Source organism: Actinomadura formosensis (genome assembly GCF_050948385.1).
GTDB lineage: Bacteria > Actinomycetota > Actinomycetes > Streptosporangiales > Streptosporangiaceae > Spirillospora > Spirillospora formosensis.
This window is the reverse complement of the sequence record NZ_CP192011.1, coordinates 4498234-4517192: the sequence shown is the minus strand read 5'-3', so window position 1 is coordinate 4517192 and position 18959 is coordinate 4498234. Positions and strand designations below refer to the sequence as shown.

General features: G+C 74.2%; 13 protein-coding genes. 8 read left to right on the top strand and 5 right to left on the bottom strand.

What is annotated here, in order from left to right; translation table 11 throughout:
* Positions 1–16 precede the first annotated feature (16 nt).
* The 5 genes from ACQP1N_RS21480 (at position 17) to ACQP1N_RS21460 (ending at position 10315) form a co-directional block, all read left to right on the top strand.
* Entirely contained in the window at positions 17–5833 is a 5817-nt protein-coding gene (locus ACQP1N_RS21480) for a hypothetical protein (RefSeq protein ID WP_433226229.1), read from the top strand.
* Positions 5830–7824: an MBL fold metallo-hydrolase gene (locus ACQP1N_RS21475; RefSeq protein WP_433226226.1), complete on the top strand. Its 1995-nt coding sequence runs from the start codon at positions 5830–5832 to the stop codon at positions 7822–7824. Before ACQP1N_RS21480 ends, ACQP1N_RS21475 begins: the two co-directional genes overlap by 4 nt.
* Positions 7825–8029: 205 nt before the next feature.
* The gene (locus ACQP1N_RS21470; RefSeq protein ID WP_433226224.1) at positions 8030–8845 is read left to right on the top strand and encodes an SGNH/GDSL hydrolase family protein; all 816 of its coding nucleotides are present in this window, start codon (positions 8030–8032) and stop codon (positions 8843–8845) included.
* Positions 8846–8946: 101 nt separating this feature from the next.
* Positions 8947–9519: a TetR/AcrR family transcriptional regulator gene (locus ACQP1N_RS21465; protein WP_433226222.1), complete on the top strand. Its 573-nt coding sequence runs from the start codon at positions 8947–8949 to the stop codon at positions 9517–9519.
* The gene (locus tag ACQP1N_RS21460) at positions 9509–10315 is read left to right on the top strand and encodes an amidohydrolase family protein (RefSeq protein WP_433226219.1); all 807 of its coding nucleotides are present in this window, start codon (positions 9509–9511) and stop codon (positions 10313–10315) included. The genes ACQP1N_RS21465 and ACQP1N_RS21460 overlap by 11 nt, the downstream gene beginning before the upstream one ends.
* Before the next feature lie 15 nt (positions 10316–10330).
* On the opposite strand, the gene ACQP1N_RS21455 is transcribed toward ACQP1N_RS21460, so the two are convergent.
* Positions 10331–11359, bottom strand: coding sequence for a lysylphosphatidylglycerol synthase transmembrane domain-containing protein (locus ACQP1N_RS21455; protein ID WP_433226217.1), 1029 nt, complete (start codon positions 11357–11359; stop codon positions 10331–10333).
* A 200-nt stretch (positions 11360–11559) separates the two neighbouring features.
* Here ACQP1N_RS21455 and ACQP1N_RS21450 point away from each other — a divergent pair, with 200 nt between their 5' ends.
* Positions 11560–12711: an aminotransferase class I/II-fold pyridoxal phosphate-dependent enzyme gene (locus tag ACQP1N_RS21450; protein WP_433226215.1), complete on the top strand. Its 1152-nt coding sequence runs from the start codon at positions 11560–11562 to the stop codon at positions 12709–12711.
* Between the two features lie 246 nt (positions 12712–12957).
* Here ACQP1N_RS21450 and ACQP1N_RS21445 read toward each other — a convergent pair whose 3' ends face one another.
* The 3 genes from ACQP1N_RS21445 to ACQP1N_RS21435 all read right to left on the bottom strand — a co-directional run bounded on the left by ACQP1N_RS21445 (position 12958) and on the right by ACQP1N_RS21435 (position 15920).
* Positions 12958–14151: a thiolase C-terminal domain-containing protein gene (locus tag ACQP1N_RS21445; RefSeq protein ID WP_067802761.1), complete on the bottom strand. Its 1194-nt coding sequence runs from the start codon at positions 14149–14151 to the stop codon at positions 12958–12960.
* A gap of 95 nt (positions 14152–14246) precedes the next feature.
* The gene (locus ACQP1N_RS21440) at positions 14247–15302 is read right to left on the bottom strand and encodes a threonine aldolase family protein (protein ID WP_067802764.1); all 1056 of its coding nucleotides are present in this window, start codon (positions 15300–15302) and stop codon (positions 14247–14249) included.
* A gap of 48 nt (positions 15303–15350) precedes the next feature.
* Complete coding sequence (locus ACQP1N_RS21435; RefSeq protein WP_067802767.1) at positions 15351–15920, bottom strand: hypothetical protein; 570 nt, start codon at positions 15918–15920, stop codon at positions 15351–15353.
* Positions 15921–16245: 325 nt separating this feature from the next.
* Between ACQP1N_RS21435 and ACQP1N_RS21430 the strand changes: the two genes are divergently transcribed.
* A complete protein-coding gene (locus ACQP1N_RS21430) occupies positions 16246–17691 on the top strand; it encodes a GAF domain-containing protein (RefSeq protein ID WP_433226212.1) in 1446 nt (481 codons plus the stop codon).
* Here ACQP1N_RS21430 and ACQP1N_RS21425 read toward each other — a convergent pair.
* Complete coding sequence (locus ACQP1N_RS21425) at positions 17688–18419, bottom strand: histidine phosphatase family protein (RefSeq protein WP_067802772.1); 732 nt, start codon at positions 18417–18419, stop codon at positions 17688–17690. The genes ACQP1N_RS21430 and ACQP1N_RS21425 overlap by 4 nt on opposite strands.
* A gap of 73 nt (positions 18420–18492) precedes the next feature.
* Here ACQP1N_RS21425 and ACQP1N_RS21420 point away from each other — a divergent pair, with 73 nt between their 5' ends.
* Positions 18493–18858, top strand: coding sequence for a hypothetical protein (locus tag ACQP1N_RS21420; protein ID WP_067802775.1), 366 nt, complete (start codon positions 18493–18495; stop codon positions 18856–18858).
* Positions 18859–18959: the final 101 nt, after the last annotated feature.

Below are 18959 nucleotides of genomic sequence, written 5' to 3'. Positions count from 1 at the left end.
GACCGAGCTTGAGGACGTGGCGCTGGCGCTGCTGTCGGCCGAGGACGTGCGGGAGGTCCTGCGGCTGGGGCCGCCCGAGCTGGTGCGGGCCGTGCTCGACATCGTGCGGCTGGGCGGCGGGAAGAAGATGCCCGCCAGGGCGCCTGAGCTGGTGCTGCGCACCATGCGGCACGGCGAGCAAAGACGCCGGAACCCGCTGCGGCAGCTCCTCGGCGGTTTCTTCGTGCACGGCTTCGGGAACTCGGAGGGGCTCGACCCGGACGACTGCGTGAAGCTGCTCGTCGCGGACACGGCCGCGGAGGTGCTGGAGCGGGCCCCCGGCCTGCGGGTCCTCCTCGGATGGGGCGTGCCCGCGGCCTTCGTGCGCTGGGGGCTGGTGCGGGTCGTGCTGGCGGACCGTCCGCTCGCGGTGGTGGCGCTCGGGCTGCTGGCGGCGGAGCCGGTGGAGAGGATGCCCGGCGCGCGGGCCGTGTGGGAGGCGGTCAGGGAGGAGCATCCCGAACTGCCCGCGCGGCCCGCCGGTGTACTGGAGCTGGGGAAGATCGCCGCCGGGGGCGCGGCGGAGCCCGTGCCCGGCCCCGAGGAGCTCGCCGTGGAGCTGGACGAGCTGCGCGGCCGGTTCGAGAGCGCGGCGGACGCGGCCGAGCGCACCGCCGTGCTCCTGCGGGACGGGCATCGGCCCGAGGACGGCGACCTGATCCTCCTCCAATGTGCCGCCGCCGACTTCGATGGGCTCCGGGCGCGGATCGAGACCGCCGCCCCCGGCGAGCGCCCCGCCGAGCTGGCCGCTCTCGCCGCCGCGGTCCAGGCCGCGGCGGAGGCGGGCCTGCGGGACGACCGGGTGCGCGCGTTGCGGGGGATCGAGGGGCCGGACGTCGTGGCCGGCCTGCTGGCGGAGGTGCGGCAGGCCGCCGAGGCCGGGGATGAGAGCGACGGCCTGACCGTGCTGGCCGAGCTCATCGAGGTGCGTGCGGAGGACCGGCTGCGCGCCCCGGCCCTGGCGGATCGGGCGCGGGCGGAGCTGCCGGAGCGCTGGCACCGCCTCATCGATGTGGCGCTGATGGGGGAGCTCGCGATCGGCATCGACCCCGGCGAGCCCGCCCCCGCGCGGACACCGGCCGAGCCGGAACCCGAACGCGAGGCGGAGACCCGCGCGGTGGACGATCCCGGCGTGCCCGGCGTGCCCGCTCCCCGGCAGGCGCCCGCGGTCGAGACCGTCCGGGAGGACGAGGCCGCGCTGAGGGCTCTCGACGCCTTCCTGGAAGAAGCGGTTCCCGCGGGCACCGAACCCCCGCCGGAGCCGTCCGGTCCGCGTGCCGAACCGCACGCCGGCGCCGGGACGCCTCCGGCCGAGGAGGTGCCGGCGGAGCCCGGACCCGCCGAGCCGGAGTCGGCCGGTGAGCCGGACGAGGCGGAGGCCGCGGCGCTGAACGCCCGGCGGTTCGGGCTCGCGGGCTGGTTGCGCAGGGCGGCCGGGCGGCCGGACGCCGAGGTCAACGCGCGATGGTGCGCGGCGCTCGCGCCGGAGACGGCGGTGTTCGCGGGGCCGCTGTCGGCGGAGTTCGCCGCCGCGGCCCGGGAGCTGGACGCCAAGGTGCTCGCCGACGACCCCGCCGGCGGGCTGCTGGCGTGGGCGGCCGCGATCCGGGCGGGGCTCGTGCATCCGGAGGCGACCCGGCTGGTGGAGAACCTGAACGTGGTCGTGTCGCGGCATACCGTCCTCAGGGAGTGCGGTGAGGCGTTCACGCAGGCGGCACGGGCCGGTCTGTACCTGAGCCCCGGCATGGACGGCCAGCTCCGCGGCGCCGCGGAGCTGGCGCGGGCCCGCGGCGCCGCGGCCCGGGAGGCGGCGCGGCTGCTGGAGGAGGCGCCGCACCGGACGATCAAGCTGGCCCGCGCCACCGAGGTGTGGAAGTCGCTGCTGCTGCCGGACGGCGTACTCCGCGAGCTGCTGAGACCGGCCGCCGAGGACGATCCGGCGCGGGCCGCCGAGGTGGCGGCGGAGGTCGTCCGGCTGCGCGGCGGTGCCGGTGTCGACCGGCTGATCGACGAGACCGACGCGCGTGTCAACGACCCCCAGAAGGGCAAGCCGATCATCGCGGGCGCGCGGGCGAAGCTGCACGCGTGGATCGACGGCGCGCTCGACACCGCCGGCCAGTGGGCGGTGGCGGTCAAGGAGCATGAGGACGCCGCGTCCGGTGACCGCGACTGGCGGACCGGGCCGCTGCAGCAACTGCGGGACGCGATCGCGGGGCGGCGCCGGGAGATCGGCGAGGCGCTCACCGCGATGGCGGACACCGTGGGCGAGGCCGCCGCGGACGCCGCGCGGTTCCTGCTCGACTGCGCGTTCGGCCTGCTGGACGGGGCGGAGCTGCCCGAGACCGAGCCGCCCGCCGGCCATGTCCTGCACCGGGACCTGCTGCCGGCCGCCGACCTGCCGGTGAACCCGCGCACGCTGGAGCCGGAGGGCGAGGTCGCAGTGGCCGGCCTTGCGTCCGTCGCGCACGCCGGCCCGCCCGACTGGGCGGAGGTGTTCCAGGCGCGGGCCGCGCGGCTCGATCACGACGGCACGCAGGCGGTCGTCTCCGTCCTGCGGACGCTCGACCCCGACGCCGCCGCGCGGCTGCGGGTCCGCCGGGAGGGCCTGGTCCGCGGCGCCCGCGCCGCGCGGGACGAGCGCGTCGAGCAGGTCCGCGACCTGGTCGCGATGGCGCGGCGGGACGGGCTGCTCACCGAGGGCGAGGAACGCGGGGCCGAGGAGGCGGTGCGGCTCCTCATCGCGGGCGACCGGCACGACTTCGACCGGATCGGACGCGAACTCGACGCGCTGCTCGCCCGGCTGGAGCGGTGCTGCGAGGCGAGCGCCCGGAAGGCGCGGGAGGCGCTCGCCGAAGCGCGCCGCGCCGGGAATCTCCGCGAGGCGGACGTGCGGCGCATCGAACGGCACATCGAGGCCCGCGACCTGACGACCGCGCGGGAGTTCCTCGCGCAGCTGAAGGCCGGCAAACAGCTCCCGGAACAGCGTGAGAACCCCGATTTCGGGCGTTTTTATCCCGCGTTCCCCGACGTGTTCCACCGGCACTCCCGGCGGACCGGCAAACGCGCCCGCAAGCAGGAGACCAGCGGGTACATCGACGCGCTGAAGGACGCCCTGATCGCCGGGCACGACGTCGCCGAACCGGAGCTGTACGACCTGCTCGCCGGGGCGGGCCTCGACATCCCGCAACTGCGCGAGGCGTCCCGCCGGGTCGCGGGGGAGGGGCTGCGCAAGTGGCTGAACCTGCGGGAGGGCCGGGCCAAGACCCCCGGCAACCTGCGGTCGCTGATCGACGCGATCCTCAAGATGGTCGGGCTGGAGGGGACGCAGGGCGACACCGACCAGGCCCCCGACCGGATGTGGATCGTGCTGGACGACGTCCGGCACGTCGGCTCGGTCGGCGGGGCGCTGCTGCCCGCGTTCGGCTCGCAGAAGAGCCCGTCCGGGGGACGGCTCCGGCTGCTGCTGCACTGGGGGCGCCCCGGCCCGCAGCAGCTCCTCGACCTGCTCGGCGGGCAGCCCGAAGGCGAGACCGTGCTCGTGTTCTACTTCGGCGTCCTGTCGGCGGGCGACCGCGCGCAGCTCGGCCAGGCCGCCCGCAGCCGCCCGGCGCCGGTCGCCGGGGTGCTCGACGACGCCGCGATCGCCTACCTGGCGTGCCGGCCGCAGGACTGGTCGGTCGCGGTGGCGCTGATGGCGCCGTTCACCGCCACCGACCCCTACACCCCGACCGGCGGTGTCCCGGAGGAGATGTTCTACGGGCGGTCCGAGCAGCTCCGCAAGGTCACCGACCGGATGGGGCCGTCGTTCGTGTTCGGCGGGCGGCAGCTCGGCAAGTCGGCGCTGCTGCGCAAGGCCGAACGCGATCTGGCGTCCGACCCGAACCGGACGGTGATCCTGGAGACGATCCAGACGGTCGGGAAGGTCCGGTCGCTGTCGCTGTGGCCGATCCTCGGCGACCGGCTCGCCAGGGCCGGGGTCGTGCGGTCCGGGCTGACCGGCCGGGACCAGGTGATCGAGGCGGTGCGCGGGTGGGCGGACGCCGACGGGAACCGGCAACTGCTCATCCTGCTGGACGAGGCCGACGGCTTCCTCAACCGGGACGCCGAGGGCGGCCGCTTCGAGGACGTCACCGCCCTGCGCACCCTCATGGAGGACACCGGCCGCCGCGTCAAGGTGGTGTGGGCGGGCCTGCACCAGACCGCGCGGTTCCACGGCCTGCCGAACCAGCCGCTCGCGCAGCTCGGCGAGCCGATCGCGATCGGCCCGCTGGACCCGCAGGACGCGTTCAACCTGCTCGTCCGGCCGCTCGCCACGCTCGGCTTCGTGTTCCCCGAGACGCTCGCCGCCCGCGTGATCGCCGAGGCCAACAACGCCCCGGCGCTCGTCCAGCTGTTCGCCGAGAAGCTGCTCGGCCGGCTGCGGGAGGGCCACCGGCCCCTCCCGTACGAGATCACCGCGGCGGACGTGGCGGAGGTGTGGCGCGACCAGAAGCTCGTGGACGGCTTCCAGAAACGGTTCGACTACACGCTCGACCTCGACAAGCGGTACAAGGTCATCGCCTACACGGTGGCGCTGCACGCCCTCGGCGACGGCGCCGGGGAGGCCCTCACCGTGCGGCGGCTGCGCGAGGAGTGCCGGTACTGGTGGGCGCGGGGGTTCGAGGGCTGCAGCGGCGACGACTTCCGCAGCCTCCTCGCCGAATGCGTCAACCTCGGCGTCCTCGGGGTGGACGAGGGCCGGTACCGGCTGCGCACCCCGCACGTCCTGCGGTTGCTCGGCGGCGTCCGGGAGATCGAGAACGCGCTGGAGAACGCGGCCGACTTCGACGGCCCGGACGAATTCGACGCGCATTCCTACCGGATGGTGCACCTGAACGGGCCGGACCGGGCGCCGCTCAGCATCGGGCAGATCACCGGGCTGCTGCGGCCGGGCCGGCTCGTCCACGTGGTGGCCGGGTCGGCGGCGCTGCACGCCGAGCGGGTCGTGGCGTCGCTGGAGGCGATGCCGTCCGGCCGGTCCGACCTGGAGATCCGGGTCGTCCGGCCGGGGGAGGGGACGTTCGACAGCGCGGTGCTGCGCGCCCGCCGGCACCGCGGCCACGACGTGATCGTCCTCGACCTGCACGCGGTGCGGGACGGTGAGCAGTTCGAACGGCGGTTCACCGAGGCGCGGCTCGCGGTCGCCGACCGGTCCGGGGAGGGCACGCTCGCGGTGGTGCTCGTCGCCGGTCCCGCCTCGGCCGCCGGCTGGCTCCGGCACGCGGGCGACGACGACGTCGAGCTGGTGCCGCTGCGGCGGCTCGACCCGCCCGCGATCCGGCAGTGGATGCTGGAGGACTCGCTCGGCTTCCCCGACGACGCCGGGCAGCGCGAGCTCCTCCGGCGCACCGGCGGCTGGCCGGTGCTGGTCGGACGGGTCGTCACCGCCCTCGCCGGACGCGACCGCGACCAGGCGCTGGAGAACGTCCTGCGGCAGGTGCGCGGCAGGCCGGCGGCGTTCCTGGACGACACCGGGGTCGGGATGCGGGCGGACCCGTGCCTGGCCATCGCGTGGCGGGTCCTCGTCCGGGAGGACGACCGCGGGACGGCCGAGGACCTCGGCGCGCTCCTCACCGCCTACGGGGAGGAGGACTGGCCCGGGCTCACCCCCGATGCGCTGCGTGACCACGGCTACGCCGGGACAGGCGACCTGGTCGAGGCGCTGCGGGTGCTCGGCGCGCTGGAGCCCGTGGACGGCGCGCTGTGCTGCGAGCCCGTCCTCGCCGAGGTCACCCGGTGGGCGGAGGGCGCGTGACCGCCGGCGAACCCGCCGCCGCCGGGGGAGCGCTCGAACCGGTGCTGCGCGCCGTCGCGCTCGTGATGCTGGAGCGCCCGTCCGCCGCCCGGCTCCCGTCCGACCCCGGCGCGCTGGTCAGGGAGCACACCCCGCTGCTGCTGGACGCGGTCGAGCGGTTCCCCGCGGTGCGCGACCGGGCCGCCGGGCGTCTCGCGGACGCCGGGGACGCCGGGGACGAGGCCCGCGCGCTGGCCGCCGTCCTGCTGCATCCCGATGACGGCGTCGTCCGGGCCGGGCTGGCCTGGATCAGGGGCCGCGACCGGGCGGCCGAGCGCGCGCGGCGGGACGCCGAACGCGCCGCCCGCAAGATCGACCGGCTGCGGAAACGCCTCAGCGCCGAGCAGGGCCGCCTGGAGTACGCGCGGCGGGACGTGCGGGACGCGTCCCGGCTGCTCGCCGGCGCCCGGGAGGCGCTCGCCGAGCAGGAGGAGCGGGCCGGCGACCTGACCCGGCGGCTGGTGACCGAGCGGCGGCGGTGGCGGGACCCGCGGGCCCTCGCCGCCGCCCTCCTCGGCGCGCTCGAACGGCGCCCGCCCGGGGCTACGGCACCCGGCATGGCCGCGCCCCCGGCGGAGGTACTCGCGTTCCTGCGCGCCGTCGCGGACCCGGCCCCGCCGCCCGTCACCGTGACGGCCGAACTGGACCTGCGGGTCGTCCCGCTCGGCGGTGACACCCACATCGGCGGGTCCTGCCTGCTCATCGAGGCCGGCGGGACGCGGATCCTCGTCGATGCCGGGCTCCGGCCGGGCGACCGCGCCGAGCCGCCCCGCGACATCGGCCGCGCCCTCGACGGCCCGCTGGACGCGGTGATCGTCACCCATGCCCACAACGACCACTGCGGCTACGTGCCCGCCCTGGTCGCCCGCCGCCCGGACCTGCGGGTGATCGCGTCGCCGGAGACCGCGGTGCTCATGCCGGTGATGTGGGCGGACACCGCCAAGGTGCTCGCGGAGAGGGAGCGCGGCAGGGCCCGCTGGGGCGAGGCGGGAGACGTCCTCTACGGCCGGGCGGACGCCGAGGCCGCGGCCCGGCGCTGCGAGGAGCTTCCGTTCGGCGTGGCCCGCCGGATCGGGGCGCTGACCGCCGAGCTGTTCCCGGCCGGGCACATCCTGGGCGCGGCGGGGGCGGTGGTGCGCGCGGGCGACCGCCGCGTCGTCGTCACGGGCGACATCTCGGGCTTCCGGCAGGAGACCGTCGGCGGCCACGCCGTCCCCGAGTCGGCCCGTGCCGCCGACCTGCTGGTGCTGGAGTCCACCTGCTGCGCCGAGGACCACGACGGCCGGGACCTGCGGGTCGGTGAGCTGGTGCGCGCCGTCGCCGAGATCCACCGGGGCGGTGGCCGGGTGCTGATCCCCGCGTTCGCGCTCGGCCGCGCCCAGGAGATCGCGCTGATCATGCGTCGGCACCTGCCCGAGGTTCCCGTCCGGGTGGACGGCATGGCCGCCGACCTGGCCGCGGTCTTCGAGTCCCTGGACCCGGCGCTGCGGGTGTTCGAGGGCGGCACCGCGGTCGCGAACCGTCCCGCCGAACTGGACGCCTTCCGGACCGGGGTCGTCATCTCCACCTCCGGCATGCTGACCGGCGGCCCGGCCGTCCAGTGGGCGAGCCGGATCCTCCCCGAACCCGGCAGCGCGCTCTTCCTCTCCGGATATCAGGACGAGGAGTCGCCCGGACGCGCGCTGCTCGACCTCGCGCGAAAGGGCGGGGAATTCCGGCTTTGTGATCACGGCCGCGAGATCACCGTCCCGGTCCGCGCCCGCGTGGACACCATGCGCCTTTCCGTGCACGCCGATCGCCGGGGCCTTCTCGACATCGCCGATGAGGTGGCGGCCGGGGAGATCATGCTCGTCCACGGGATCCCGGCGCGCCAGCGCGTGTTCGGCGACACCCTCCGCGTCCGCGGCCACCGGACGGCCGGAACCGGTCCCTGGCGGAGCGGCGTGGGATGACGAGGAGGCCGGATGATCTCCGGGGCCGGCGGAAATCATCGGAAAATGGTTATCACCCCCTTGTCCTGGCGGCCGGAGATTCTCTGATATTGCAGATCGCAAGGGCATATTCTGACAAACACTAATGATCAAGACTGGACTTCAAGGAATGGTGGCCCGGGTATAATGCGGGCATCACAATTCGCTTCGTCGCTCCGGAGTGCAGATGCGCCTCGCCCACCCCTGTCTGGTCGCTTTCGGTGCGGTGGTCTTCGCCGCCGCTTCACTGCTCGGGTCCGGCTCCGCCTCGGCGGCCGGCACCAACTACGTCGCACTGGGGGATTCCTACTCGTCCGGCACGGGGGCCGGAAGCTACGACCCCGCCAGCGGGTCGTGCAACCGCAGCGCCAACGCCTACCCAAGCCTGTGGGCGGGGGCGCACACGACGCAGTCGTTCAAGTTCGTGGCCTGCTCGGGGGCGACCACGTCGAGCGTCTCCAGCGGCCAGCTCGGCGCGCTCGACTCCTCGACGACGCTCGTCAGCGTCACGGTCGGCGGCAACGACGCCGGGTTCAGCGACGTCATGGAGACCTGCGTGCTGTACTCGACGTCGACGTGCCAGAGCAGGGTCGCGAAGGCCGAGGCCTACATGACGGGCACGCTGCCCGGCCGGCTCGACTCGCTGTACTCCCAGATCCGCTCGAAGTCGCCGTCCGCGCGCGTGGTCGTGCTCGGCTACCCCCACCTCTACAAGATCGTCACCGTGTGCGCGGGGCTCGGCAACGCCAAGCGCACCGCACTGAACGAGGCCGCCGACACGCTCGACGGCGTCATCGCGAAGGCGGCCGGGCGCGCCGGGTTCACCTGGTCGGACGTCCGGGACGAGTTCGCCGGGCACGAGCTGTGCTCGGGCGACGACTGGCTCAACGCGGTGACGATCCCGATCGAGTCGTCCTACCACCCGACCGCACGCGGCCACCGGCTCGGCTACCTGCCCGCCCTGACAGGCTCCGCGGGCCTCACCCTGCGCAAGCAGGCCTGAGCGACCGGAAGCCCGATCACGCCGGCCCGGCCACCGTCCCCCGGTGGCCGGGCCGGCGGCCGTTGACAGAATGATGTTCTGTCATGCCAGAATCTTGTTCTGTGAGTGCGGACGGGCGGGAGAGGGTCCTGCGGACGGCGCTGGAACTGTTCGGGCGGGACGGCGTCACCGGGACGACGCTGAGCGCGCTGCGGGCGGCGAGCGGGGTGAGCGTCGGGAGCTTCTACCACCACTTCTCGGGCAAGGAGCAGGTCGCGGAGGCACTGTTCGTCGAGTGCGTCGCGATGTACCAGGACGCCTTCCTCGCCGAGTTGAAGGCGCACGACAGTGCGCGTGCGGCCGTGGAGGGCGTCGTGGCCTTCCATGTGCGGTGGTGCCGGGAGCATCGGGACCGGGCCCGCTTCATGTTCACCGAGCGTCCTGCCGGAAGTGAGGCGCTCGCCGAGCGCAACAGGATGTTCTTCCGCGAAGTGCGGAGCTGGTGGCGCGTCCAGGCACGGCATGGCGCGCTGAGAGATGCCGATGGAGTGACCGCGTTCGTCCTATGGCTCGGCCCCGCGCAGGAGCTGTGCCGGCTGTGGCTGAACGGGCAGAGCGCCGAGCCGGGCGACGAGCAGGTCAGGGAGCTGAGCGAGGCCGCATGGCGGTCGGTGGGGAGGCACGATGGTGATTGACGCGTGGATGCAGCATGGAACGCTCCGGTTCCTGCAGCACGAGATGCTGGATTCGCTGTGGCGGTGGACCGGGCAGAAGCCTCCGGCGGAGGAGGTTCCGGTGGGGGCCACGGTCGCCGCCATGGACGCCGGGGGAGTGGACGTCGGCCTCATCAGTGCCTGGTACGGGCCGGAAGGCGCCCTGGTGAGCAACGACGAGGTCGCCTCGTTCGTCGAACACGCCCCAGACCGCCTTGTGGGAATCGCGTCGGTGGACCTGCACAAGCCCATGGAGGCTGTGCGGGAGCTGAGGCGATGTGTGCGCGACCTGGGGTTCAAGGGGCTGCGGGTGGTGCCGTGGCTCTGGGAACTGCCGCCCACCGACCGCCGCTACTATCCGCTGTTCGCCGAATGCGTGGAGCTGGGCGTTCCCTTCTGCACGCAGGTCGGTCACACCGGTCCGCTGCGTCCGAGCGAGACGGGGCGGCCGATTCCCTACATCGACCAGGTCGCGCTCGACTTCCCCGAACTCGTCATCGTCGGCGGGCACATCGGCTACCCGTGGACGGAGGAGATGGTCGCGGTCTGCCGCAAGCACCCGAACGTCTACATCGACACGTCCGCGTACACGGTGCGCAGGTATCCGCCCGAACTCGTCCGGTACATGACCCAGGACAGTCATCACAAGGTCATGTTCGGTACCAACTTCCCGATGCTGACGGCGGAGCGGGCGCTCAAGGGCCTGGACGACCTGGGCCTGAGCGATGCGGCCAGGGAGGCGTTCCTGGCGGGCAACGCCCGGAAGGTCTTCTTGTGATCTACAACGTAAAGGTCAGCGCCGGAGCGTCCGGTAGGACAGCAGCCCCAGCGGAACCGGCGCCCAGAACGTGATCGCCCGGAACAGCAGCACGGCGGGCAGGGCCGGGCCCGCGGCGATGCCCAGGGCGGCGAGCGCGGCGACGAGGAGCGCCTCGGTGGAGCCGATGCCGCCGGGCAGGGGGATCGCGGAGCCCGCGGCGGCTCCCACCAGGTAGGCGGCCACGAGCGGCAGGATGTCGGCGGGGCTCACGAAGGTCCCGGGGACCGCGAGGACGCTCAGCGCGAACGCCACCCCCAGGACGAAGGTGGTCCCGGCGGACGCGGTGAGGGTGATCACCAGGTCGCGCGGGCGGCGGCACAGGCCGGTGAACCCGGCGACGGCCCGTCTCACCGCGGCGGAGCGGACCAGGCGCCGGCCCCACAGCGCCGCGGCGGGCAGCAGCACCCCGCCCGCGATCAGCAGCGGGAGGGGCGGGACGAGCTCGGCGACCCGCGCGGCGTGCGCGCCGAGCGCGTGCAGCGTCCGGCCGTTCCCGCCGCTGACGCCGAGCACGGCGCTCATCAGCAGCAGGTCCGCCGGAACCCCCGCCACCTGCAGGACGGTGACCGCGCCCGCGGCGCGCGGCAGTGGCAGCCCGCGGCAGACGAGGTAGCGGGTGTTGACGGCGGCGGCGCCGAGGCCGCTCGGGGTGATCCGGTTGGCCGCGGACGCGGTGAACTGGGCGAGCGTCGTGGGGAGCAGCGGCAGCCGGCGGCCCGCGGCGCCGCGCAGCGCGACCGCCGCGAACACGTAGTGCAGCAGCGACAGCAGGACGAGCGCCGGCAGGAACTCCCAGCGCATATGGCCGAGCGCCGACACCGCCTGACGCAGCGGGTCGCCCGCCGTCAGCAGGACCGCGGCGAGCCCGGCCAGGAGCACTCCGAGGCCGACCCAGCGGGTCCGGCGGATCCGCTGGAGGATGGAGAACAGCGGAGCGCCGGCGCCAAGGCCGGGGAACTTGGCGGACGCCGCGCGTGTGGCACCGGCGGTGATCGTCTCCACACCTCAGTGTTCGGCTGCGTCGTTCAAGAGTACGCAACCGCCGATGCGCATCGGCGGTCGCGACGTGGACGTTCCCTTCCGCGCTGGCGAACTTTCCCGCGTGGCGCGCGGGTTTTGGTCCTCGCTTGAGATCCTATTCACACTATGATTTGAGGCCGCTACAGGACGTGACCATTATTTGATCGGGGAGGGTGACGACCATGACCAGCGCCCACCAGCGGCTGGGGGAACGCATCAGGGTGTTCCGCAACACACGGGGCGGGCGCCGGGCCGCGTCCGCCGATCCCCCCGGTGGCCGGGCGATCGTGCTGACCTGTAGCGACTATCTCGCCCTTGCCGAGCATCCGGCGATCACCGAGGCGGCGCTCGCGGGCCTGCGGGCGGCGGACGCCGCGGTGCCCGCGACCGGCCGCCTGGCCGGCGACCACCCGCAGACCGTCGTCGGTGAGCGGTTCGCGCGGCATCTGGGCGCGCGGACCGGGGTCCTGTGCCCCTCCGGCCGGGCCGCCGGGGCCGGGCTGCTGCGGCTGGTCGCCGGCCCGGACGTCCCCGTCTACCTGGACGTCCTCGCGCACAGGTCGCTGTGGGCGGGGGCGCGGGAGGCGGGCGCGGAGCCGGTCTGGTTCCGCCACAACGACCTCGACCACCTGCGGCGGCGGATCGAGGCGGGCGGCTCCGGCGTGATCGCGGTGGACGCCGTCTACGGCACCGACGGCTCGGTGTGCCCGCTGGCCCGCCTGGTGGAGGTGGCCGAGGAGCACGGCTGCCTGCTGGTGGTGGACGAGTCGCACTCACTCGGCACGTACGGCGAGCGCGGCGAGGGCCTGGTGGCCGCGCTCGGTCTCACCGGCCGTGTCGACTTCCGCACGGCGAGCCTGGCGAAGGTCTTCCCGGGGCGTGCCGGGCTGATCACCTGTGACCGTTCCGGCTTCGGGGGCCGTTTCCCGCACCCCGTGCTCCCGGCCGGGTGCGGCTCGGCGCTGCCGCCGCACGACATCGCGGGTCTCGCCGCGGCGCTGGAGGTCATCCGGCGGGAGGGCCGGCGGCGTGCGCGGCTGCGCGCCGTCACGTCCGGGCTGCGGGACGGGCTGGCGGGGCTCGGTTACCGGCTCGTCGAGTCGGATGCGCCGATCATCGCGCTGGAGGCGGGTTCGGAGGCGGAGGCGACGCTGATGCGGGACGCCCTGGCGGGCCGCGGCATCTTCAGCGCGGCCCTGTTCCCGCCGGCGGCGTCGGCGGACAGGCGCACGCTGGTGCGCCTGTCCGCCCACGCGGGCCTGACCGACGGTGATGTCCACCGGATCCTGGCCGCGTGCGAGGATCTGCGTCCCCGGATGGTCGCGGCCGGGTGAGCGTCACGCGGCCGGTGCCGGTGCCGGTGCCGGTGCCGGTGCCGGTCCCGGATGCCGCGGGGGCGGACGGGGGCGACCGGCGGGGACGAGGCGGGCATCGCACCTCCTGGCAAGTGGACACTTATGTTCGGCGTAACGAGCCTGAGACAAGAGTCAACTTCTGTCGCACGTTGCGGCAGGGGTGCGGCCGGCGTGAAGCGGCGCACCGCCCGGAGAGGGGCGGTGCGCCGCGAGGAGGAACGCGATCTAGGCCGATGCGGGCTTGTAGACGGCGACCGCGCAGGCGCTGCCCAGGCCGATGTTGTGCTGGAGGGCGACGCGGGCGCCCTCGACCTGGCGGTCGCCGGCCTTGCCGCGGAGCTGCCAGGTGAGTTCGGCGCACTGGGCGAGGCCGGTGGCGCCGAGGGGGTGGCCCTTGGAGATGAGGCCGCCGGACGGGTTGACGACCCACGTGCCGCCGTAGGTGGTGGCCTCGTCGTCGACGAGCTTGTGGCCCTCGCCGACCTCGGCCATGCCGAGGGCCTCGTAGGTGATGAGCTCGTTGGCACTGAAGCAGTCGTGGAGTTCGATGACGTCGACGTCCTCGATGCAGACCTGGGCCTCGTCCATGGCCTTGCGGGCGGCGAGCTGGGAGACGCCGAACCCGACGACCTGGATGGAGGAGTGGTCCGCGAAGCTCTGCGGCGTGTCGGTGGCGATGTGGTGGCCGGCGATCTCGACGGCCTGGTCCCACAGGTCGTGCTCGTCCACGAAGCGCTCGCTGGCCACGATCGCGGCCCCGGCGCCGTCGGAGGTGGGGGAGCACTGCAGCTTGGTCAGCGGGTCGAAGATCATCGTGGCGTTCTTGACGTCGTCGAGCGAGTACTCGGTCTGGAACTGCGCGTAGGGGTTGTTGACCGAGTGCTTGTGGTTCTTCCAGCCGATCCAGGCGTAGTGGTCGGGGGTGGAGCCGTACTTCTCCATGTGCTCGCGGCCGGCGTTGCCGAACATCTGCGGCATGGGGGCCTTGTCCAGCTCCCATTCGCGGCCCGCGGCCATGGAGCGCAGGTGGTGGTCGATGATGGTGACCTTGGACTCGCCCATGCCGGCGCCAAGCGAACCCTTCTTCATCTTCTCCATGCCGAGCGCGAGCGCGCAGTCGGCGAGGCCGCCGCGGACGGCCTGGCGGGCGAGGAACAGCGCGCTGGACCCGGTCGCGCACGCGTTCATGACGGTCATGACGGGGATGCCGGTCATGCCGGTCTCATAGAGGGCGCGCTGGCCCATCGACCCGTACATCGACCCGGCGTAGGCCATCTCGATCGTGTCGTAGCCGACGCCCGCGTCCTCCAGGGCCTTGCCGACGGCCTCCTTGGCCATGTCGGGGTACTCCCAGTCGCGGGAGCCGGGCTTTTCGAACTTGGTCATGCCCACGCCGACGACGAAGGTGCGGTTGGCCATCGGGTTCGCCTCCTGTACCGAATCCTGTTCGGCGTCACGATAACGCGCGGGCCGGGCGGCGGGCCGGGCCGCATCCCGATGATCGGGATGACCGGTCAGCCGGCCATTTCGGCGGCGAGCGCGGCGGCGAACGCGTCCACGTCGTCCCCGGTGGTGTCGAACGAGCAGACCCAGCGGACCTCGCCGGTCGCCTCGTCCCAGGTGTAGAAGGGGAACCGCTTGCGCAGCCGCTCCGCCACGTCCTTCGGGATGAGCGCGAAGATCGTGTTCGCCTGCACGGCCTGCGTGATCGCCACGCCGGGGACGGCGCGGGCGGCGGCCTCCAGGCGGCGGGCCATCGCGTTGGCGTGGGAGGCGTTGCGCAGCCACAGGTCGCCGTCCAGCAGCGCGACGAGCTGCGCCGACACGTACCGCATCTTGGACGCCAGTTGCATGCTCGACTTGCGCAGGTACGCCATCCCGCGCACCGTGTCCGGGTTCAGCACGACGATCGCCTCGCCGAGCAGCAGCCCGTTCTTGGTGCCGCCGAACGACAGGACGTCCACGCCCGCGTCGGTGGTGAGGGCGCGCAGCGGGACGCCGAGGGACGCGGCGGCGTTGGCGATGCGGGCGCCGTCCATGTGCACGGTCAGGCCGCGTTCGTGCGCCGCCGCCGCGACGGCCGCGGTCTCCTCCGCCGTGTAGACGGTGCCCAGCTCGGTGCTCTGGGTGATCGACACGACGGCGGGCAGGCGCCGCTGGATGTTGCCGAACCCGACCGCGTACCGCTCGACCAGGTCGGGCGTCAGCTTGCCGTCCGGCGTCGGGACGGTGATCAGCTTCAGCCCGGCGATCTTCTCGGCGGCGCCGCACTCGTCGGTGTTGATGTGCGCGGACTCCGGGCACACGACCGAACTCCACCGCTCCGACATCGCCTGCAGCGAGACGACGTTGGCGCCCGTCCCGTTGAACACCGGGAACACCTCGGCCCGCGCGCCGAAGTGCCGCCGGACGACGTCGCGGAGCCGGCCGGTGACGGCGTCCTCGCCGTAGGCGGGCTGGTGCCCGTCGTTGACCTCGGCAAGGGCCGCGAGGACGTCCGGGTGGACGCTCGCCTGGTTGTCACTGGCGAATCCGCGCGCGGCGGGACGGTTCTCGGTCGGCTGCGTCATGCGCCCATTCTCCAGGACGCCGGGCGCGCCCTTCCCGGGCGGGCGTTCTCAGGCGGGGCGTTCGGTGATGTTCTGCACCGGGGCGGGCGCGGTCTCGGCGGGCGGCGGGGGCTCGGCGGAGCGCAGCGCCATCCGGGCGCGCATGGCGTCCAGGTCGTCGCCGAACCGGGCGACGGTGGACTGCAGGTCGCGCCAGAGCCCGGTCCGCTGCTCCAGCTGGGCGATCTTGGTGCGCAGGTCGCCGATGCGCCGCTCGGCGGTCTCCAGCCGGGTGCCGTGGCCGGCGGTGTCGCGGCCGGTGCGGATCAGGCTGGTGGCGACGGCGGCCAGGTCACGCTCGGTGTCGTCCATCCGCTCGTCGATGCGCGGCAGCAGCCGGTCGTTGAGCTGGACGACGAGGGAGTCCAGCTCGGTGCGGATCGTGTGCAGCTCGGCGTCCTGGTCGCGGACGGCCTGCTCCAGGAGCGCCACGCGTTCGATGTAGGCGGGCAGGAGCCGCCCGAGCTCGGCAGACCGTTCCAGATCTCGCCCTACTCTGACGAGAAGGACGACGCCCTCCCGCAGATGGCGCTCCGCCTCGGCGGCGACGCGGCGGACGAGACCCGGGATCACGGTCATGGCGCTCCCTCCTGGGGCCGGTCGAAGGATTGTTCTTAAACTCTAGGCGACCCGCCCGTGAAGCTTTTATGAACTCAGATGTTTATTTCGGGGAACGAGCGGGTTCCCGGGCGGCCGGCCCAGGTCCTCCCCACGGGCCTGGAGCGCCCCTCCCGGCCTCCGGGCACGGTAGGCGCCCGCGGGTTGCATGCAGGTTGCGGTCAAATCTGTACAAAGTGTGTCGGGATCCGGCCGTGCGGGATTCGTGGAATCGGTTGCGCCGAACCCGCGGCCGGCCCGATTCTCAGACGAGCCGAGGTTCTCGCGGGGGAAGGACTGAGGGTCGATGCACGATCGGGTGACCGCCCGCCCGCCCATCTCCGCGTCCTGGCGGCGCTCCCGGGCGGCGGGTGTGGACGCCTCCGTCCAGGCGGCTCCGCTGGTGTTCGACCGCGACGTCATCGCCGACGCCCGCGGCGCACATCCGCTCGAACCGCACCTGCCGATGCTGGAGGCGCTGCTGCGGGGCGTCGTCGACGAGACCGAGCACCTGATGGTGATCAGCGACGCGGACGGGCACGTGCTGTGGACGCAGGGCCCGCCGGCGGTCCGCCGTGCCGCCGACGCGGTCGGGCTGACGGAGGGGTTCCGCTGGTCGGAGGACGCCGTCGGCACCAACGGGATCGGCACCGCGCTCGCCGCCGGGCGGCCCGAGTACGTCTACGCCGCCGAGCACGTCGCGCACGTCCTGCACCGCTGGTCGTGCGCCGGCGCGCCGATCGTCGACCCCGACTCGGCGCGGGTGATCGGCTGCATCGACGTCAGCGCGACGGCGCGGGCGCTGCATCCCGCGGCGGTCGCGCTCGTGACCGCCGCCGCGCGGCTGGCCGAGTCGCGGCTGGAGAACGCGATGCTCGCGCGGGACGAGCGGCTGCGCGAGCGCCTGCTTCCCCATCTGCGCGGGCTGGAGGGGGCCGGACTGCTCGTCACCGCCACCGGGCGGGTCCTCGCGGCGGGCGCGGCCGAGTGGCGCGGCCTGCGGGTGGCCGCCCCCGAGCCGGGCGGGACGGTCACGCTGCCGGACGGCCGCACCGCCGTCGCCGAGCCGCTCGGGGAGGCGTTCCTGCTGCGGCTGCGCGGCCGGCGGGCGGGCGCGGGCGTCCCGCGTCCGCGGGCGGTGGCGAAGTCCGGCGGCGACGGGCCGCTGCTGACGCTGTCGTTCCTGGGCGACGGGCAGCCGCACGCCCTGCTGGACGGCCGCCGCTTCGACCTGACGCTGCGGCACGCCGAGATCCTCGCGCTGCTCGCCCTGCACCCGCGCGGGCTGAGCGGCGACCGGCTCTCGTTCCACCTGTACGGCGACGTGGGCAGCCCCGCGACCGTCCGTCCCGAGATCCACCGGCTGCGCCGCCGGTTCGGCGGCCTCGTCCGCGCCCGCCCCTACCGGCTGGACTGCGCGGTCGAGGCCGACTTCCGCACCGTCCGGCGGCTGCTGGACGAGGGCGACGTCGCCGGTGCCGTGCGGCTGTACGGGGGCGAACTGCTGCCCCGCTCCGACGCGCCCGCGATCCGCGCGGAACGCGACGAGCTGGCGGTGCGGGTCCGGCGGCAGGCGCTGGAGCGGGGCGGCGCCGACACGCTGTGGGCCTATGTCCAGACCGAGCCGGGCCACGCCGACCTGGAGGTTCTGGAACGGCTGCGCACCGTCCTGCCCGCGGGCGACCCGCGCCGCGCCGCCGTCGCCTCGCGCAGCGACCGCCTTCTCGGCGCCGAGACCCGGCAGCACCCCTAGCGCAGGGGCGCGCCGGCGTCGGTGAGGTGGGAGCAGTCGTTGTAGCAGACGGCCTGGAGACCGGAGCCGTCGTCGCGCCACCGGGTGAGCGAGGCGTTGGCGACCGGCACCTTCTCGATCTCCATGATGTCCCGCTCGGTCAGGTCCTCCACCAGGTAGCGGGTCATGACGATGATCGCGTCGTGGGTGACGAGGAGGACGCGGCCGCCGGGGGCGTCGGCCTCCAGGTCGCGGTAGAAGCTGCGCAGCCGCAGCGCCAGGTCGGCCCAGGACTCGCCGCCGGGCGGACGGTAGTAGAACTTGCCGAGCTGCCGCAGCCGGGCCGCCTCGTCGGGGAACCGGCGCCGGATGCCGAGCGGGGTGAGGCCCTGCAGGATGCCCAGCTCCCGGTCGCGGAGCCGCTCGTCCACCCGCAGCCGCAGGCCGCCCGGATCCTGCGGGGCGGCGTAGGAGGTCTCGGCGAGCGCGATCTTCGCGGTGTCGACGGCGCGCAGGTACGGGGAGGCGATCACCAGCGTCGGCCGCTCCTCCTTCGGCAGCGTGGCGAGCCGGCGGCCGAGCGTCGCCGCCTGGGCGCGGCCGGTGCCGGTCAGCGGGACGTCGGCGTCCCGCTCGGGGATGCCGGCCTCCTCCGCGTCGGTGCCCTGCACCGCCTGGTGGGCGAGGTTGCCGGTGCTCTCACCGTGCCGGGTCAGGTTCAGCCACTGCAGCGATCTCACGCCCGCCATGCTGCCATGCCCGCGCGGCGGGGAGCCTCGGGTGATGCGGCCGTCCGCTACACCCGGTAGTACTCTCGGGGCCGTGACGAATGCCCTGGCGACCCCGATCATCGTGGTGGCGCTGCTGGTCGCCGCCTATGCGCTGGTGGCGGCGCTGCGCAACCGGGCCATGGACGCCGGGCACCTCGCCGCCCTCGGCGCCCTGGAGGTGCTGCTGATCGCGCAGGCCGTCGTCGGGTTCGTCAAGCTGTCCGGCGGCGAGGGGCCGGACGGCCCGGCCACCTTCGTCGGCTATCTGCTGGGCTCGCTGCTCATCCCGGTCGCGGGTGCCGGGTGGGGGCTGCTGGAGCGGTCGCGCTGGGGGTCGGCGGTGCTGGTCGTCGCCGGGGTGGCCGTCGCCGTCATGATCGTCCGGATGAACCAGCTGTGGAGTGGCACCGGTGTCTGAGCCTGAGCACGTCCGGTCCGAGACCCGCGCGGACGGCGGCGCCCGCGCCGGCGCCGCCGTCCGCACGGGCGGCGGGACCCGTCCCGGTACCGCGGCCGGGC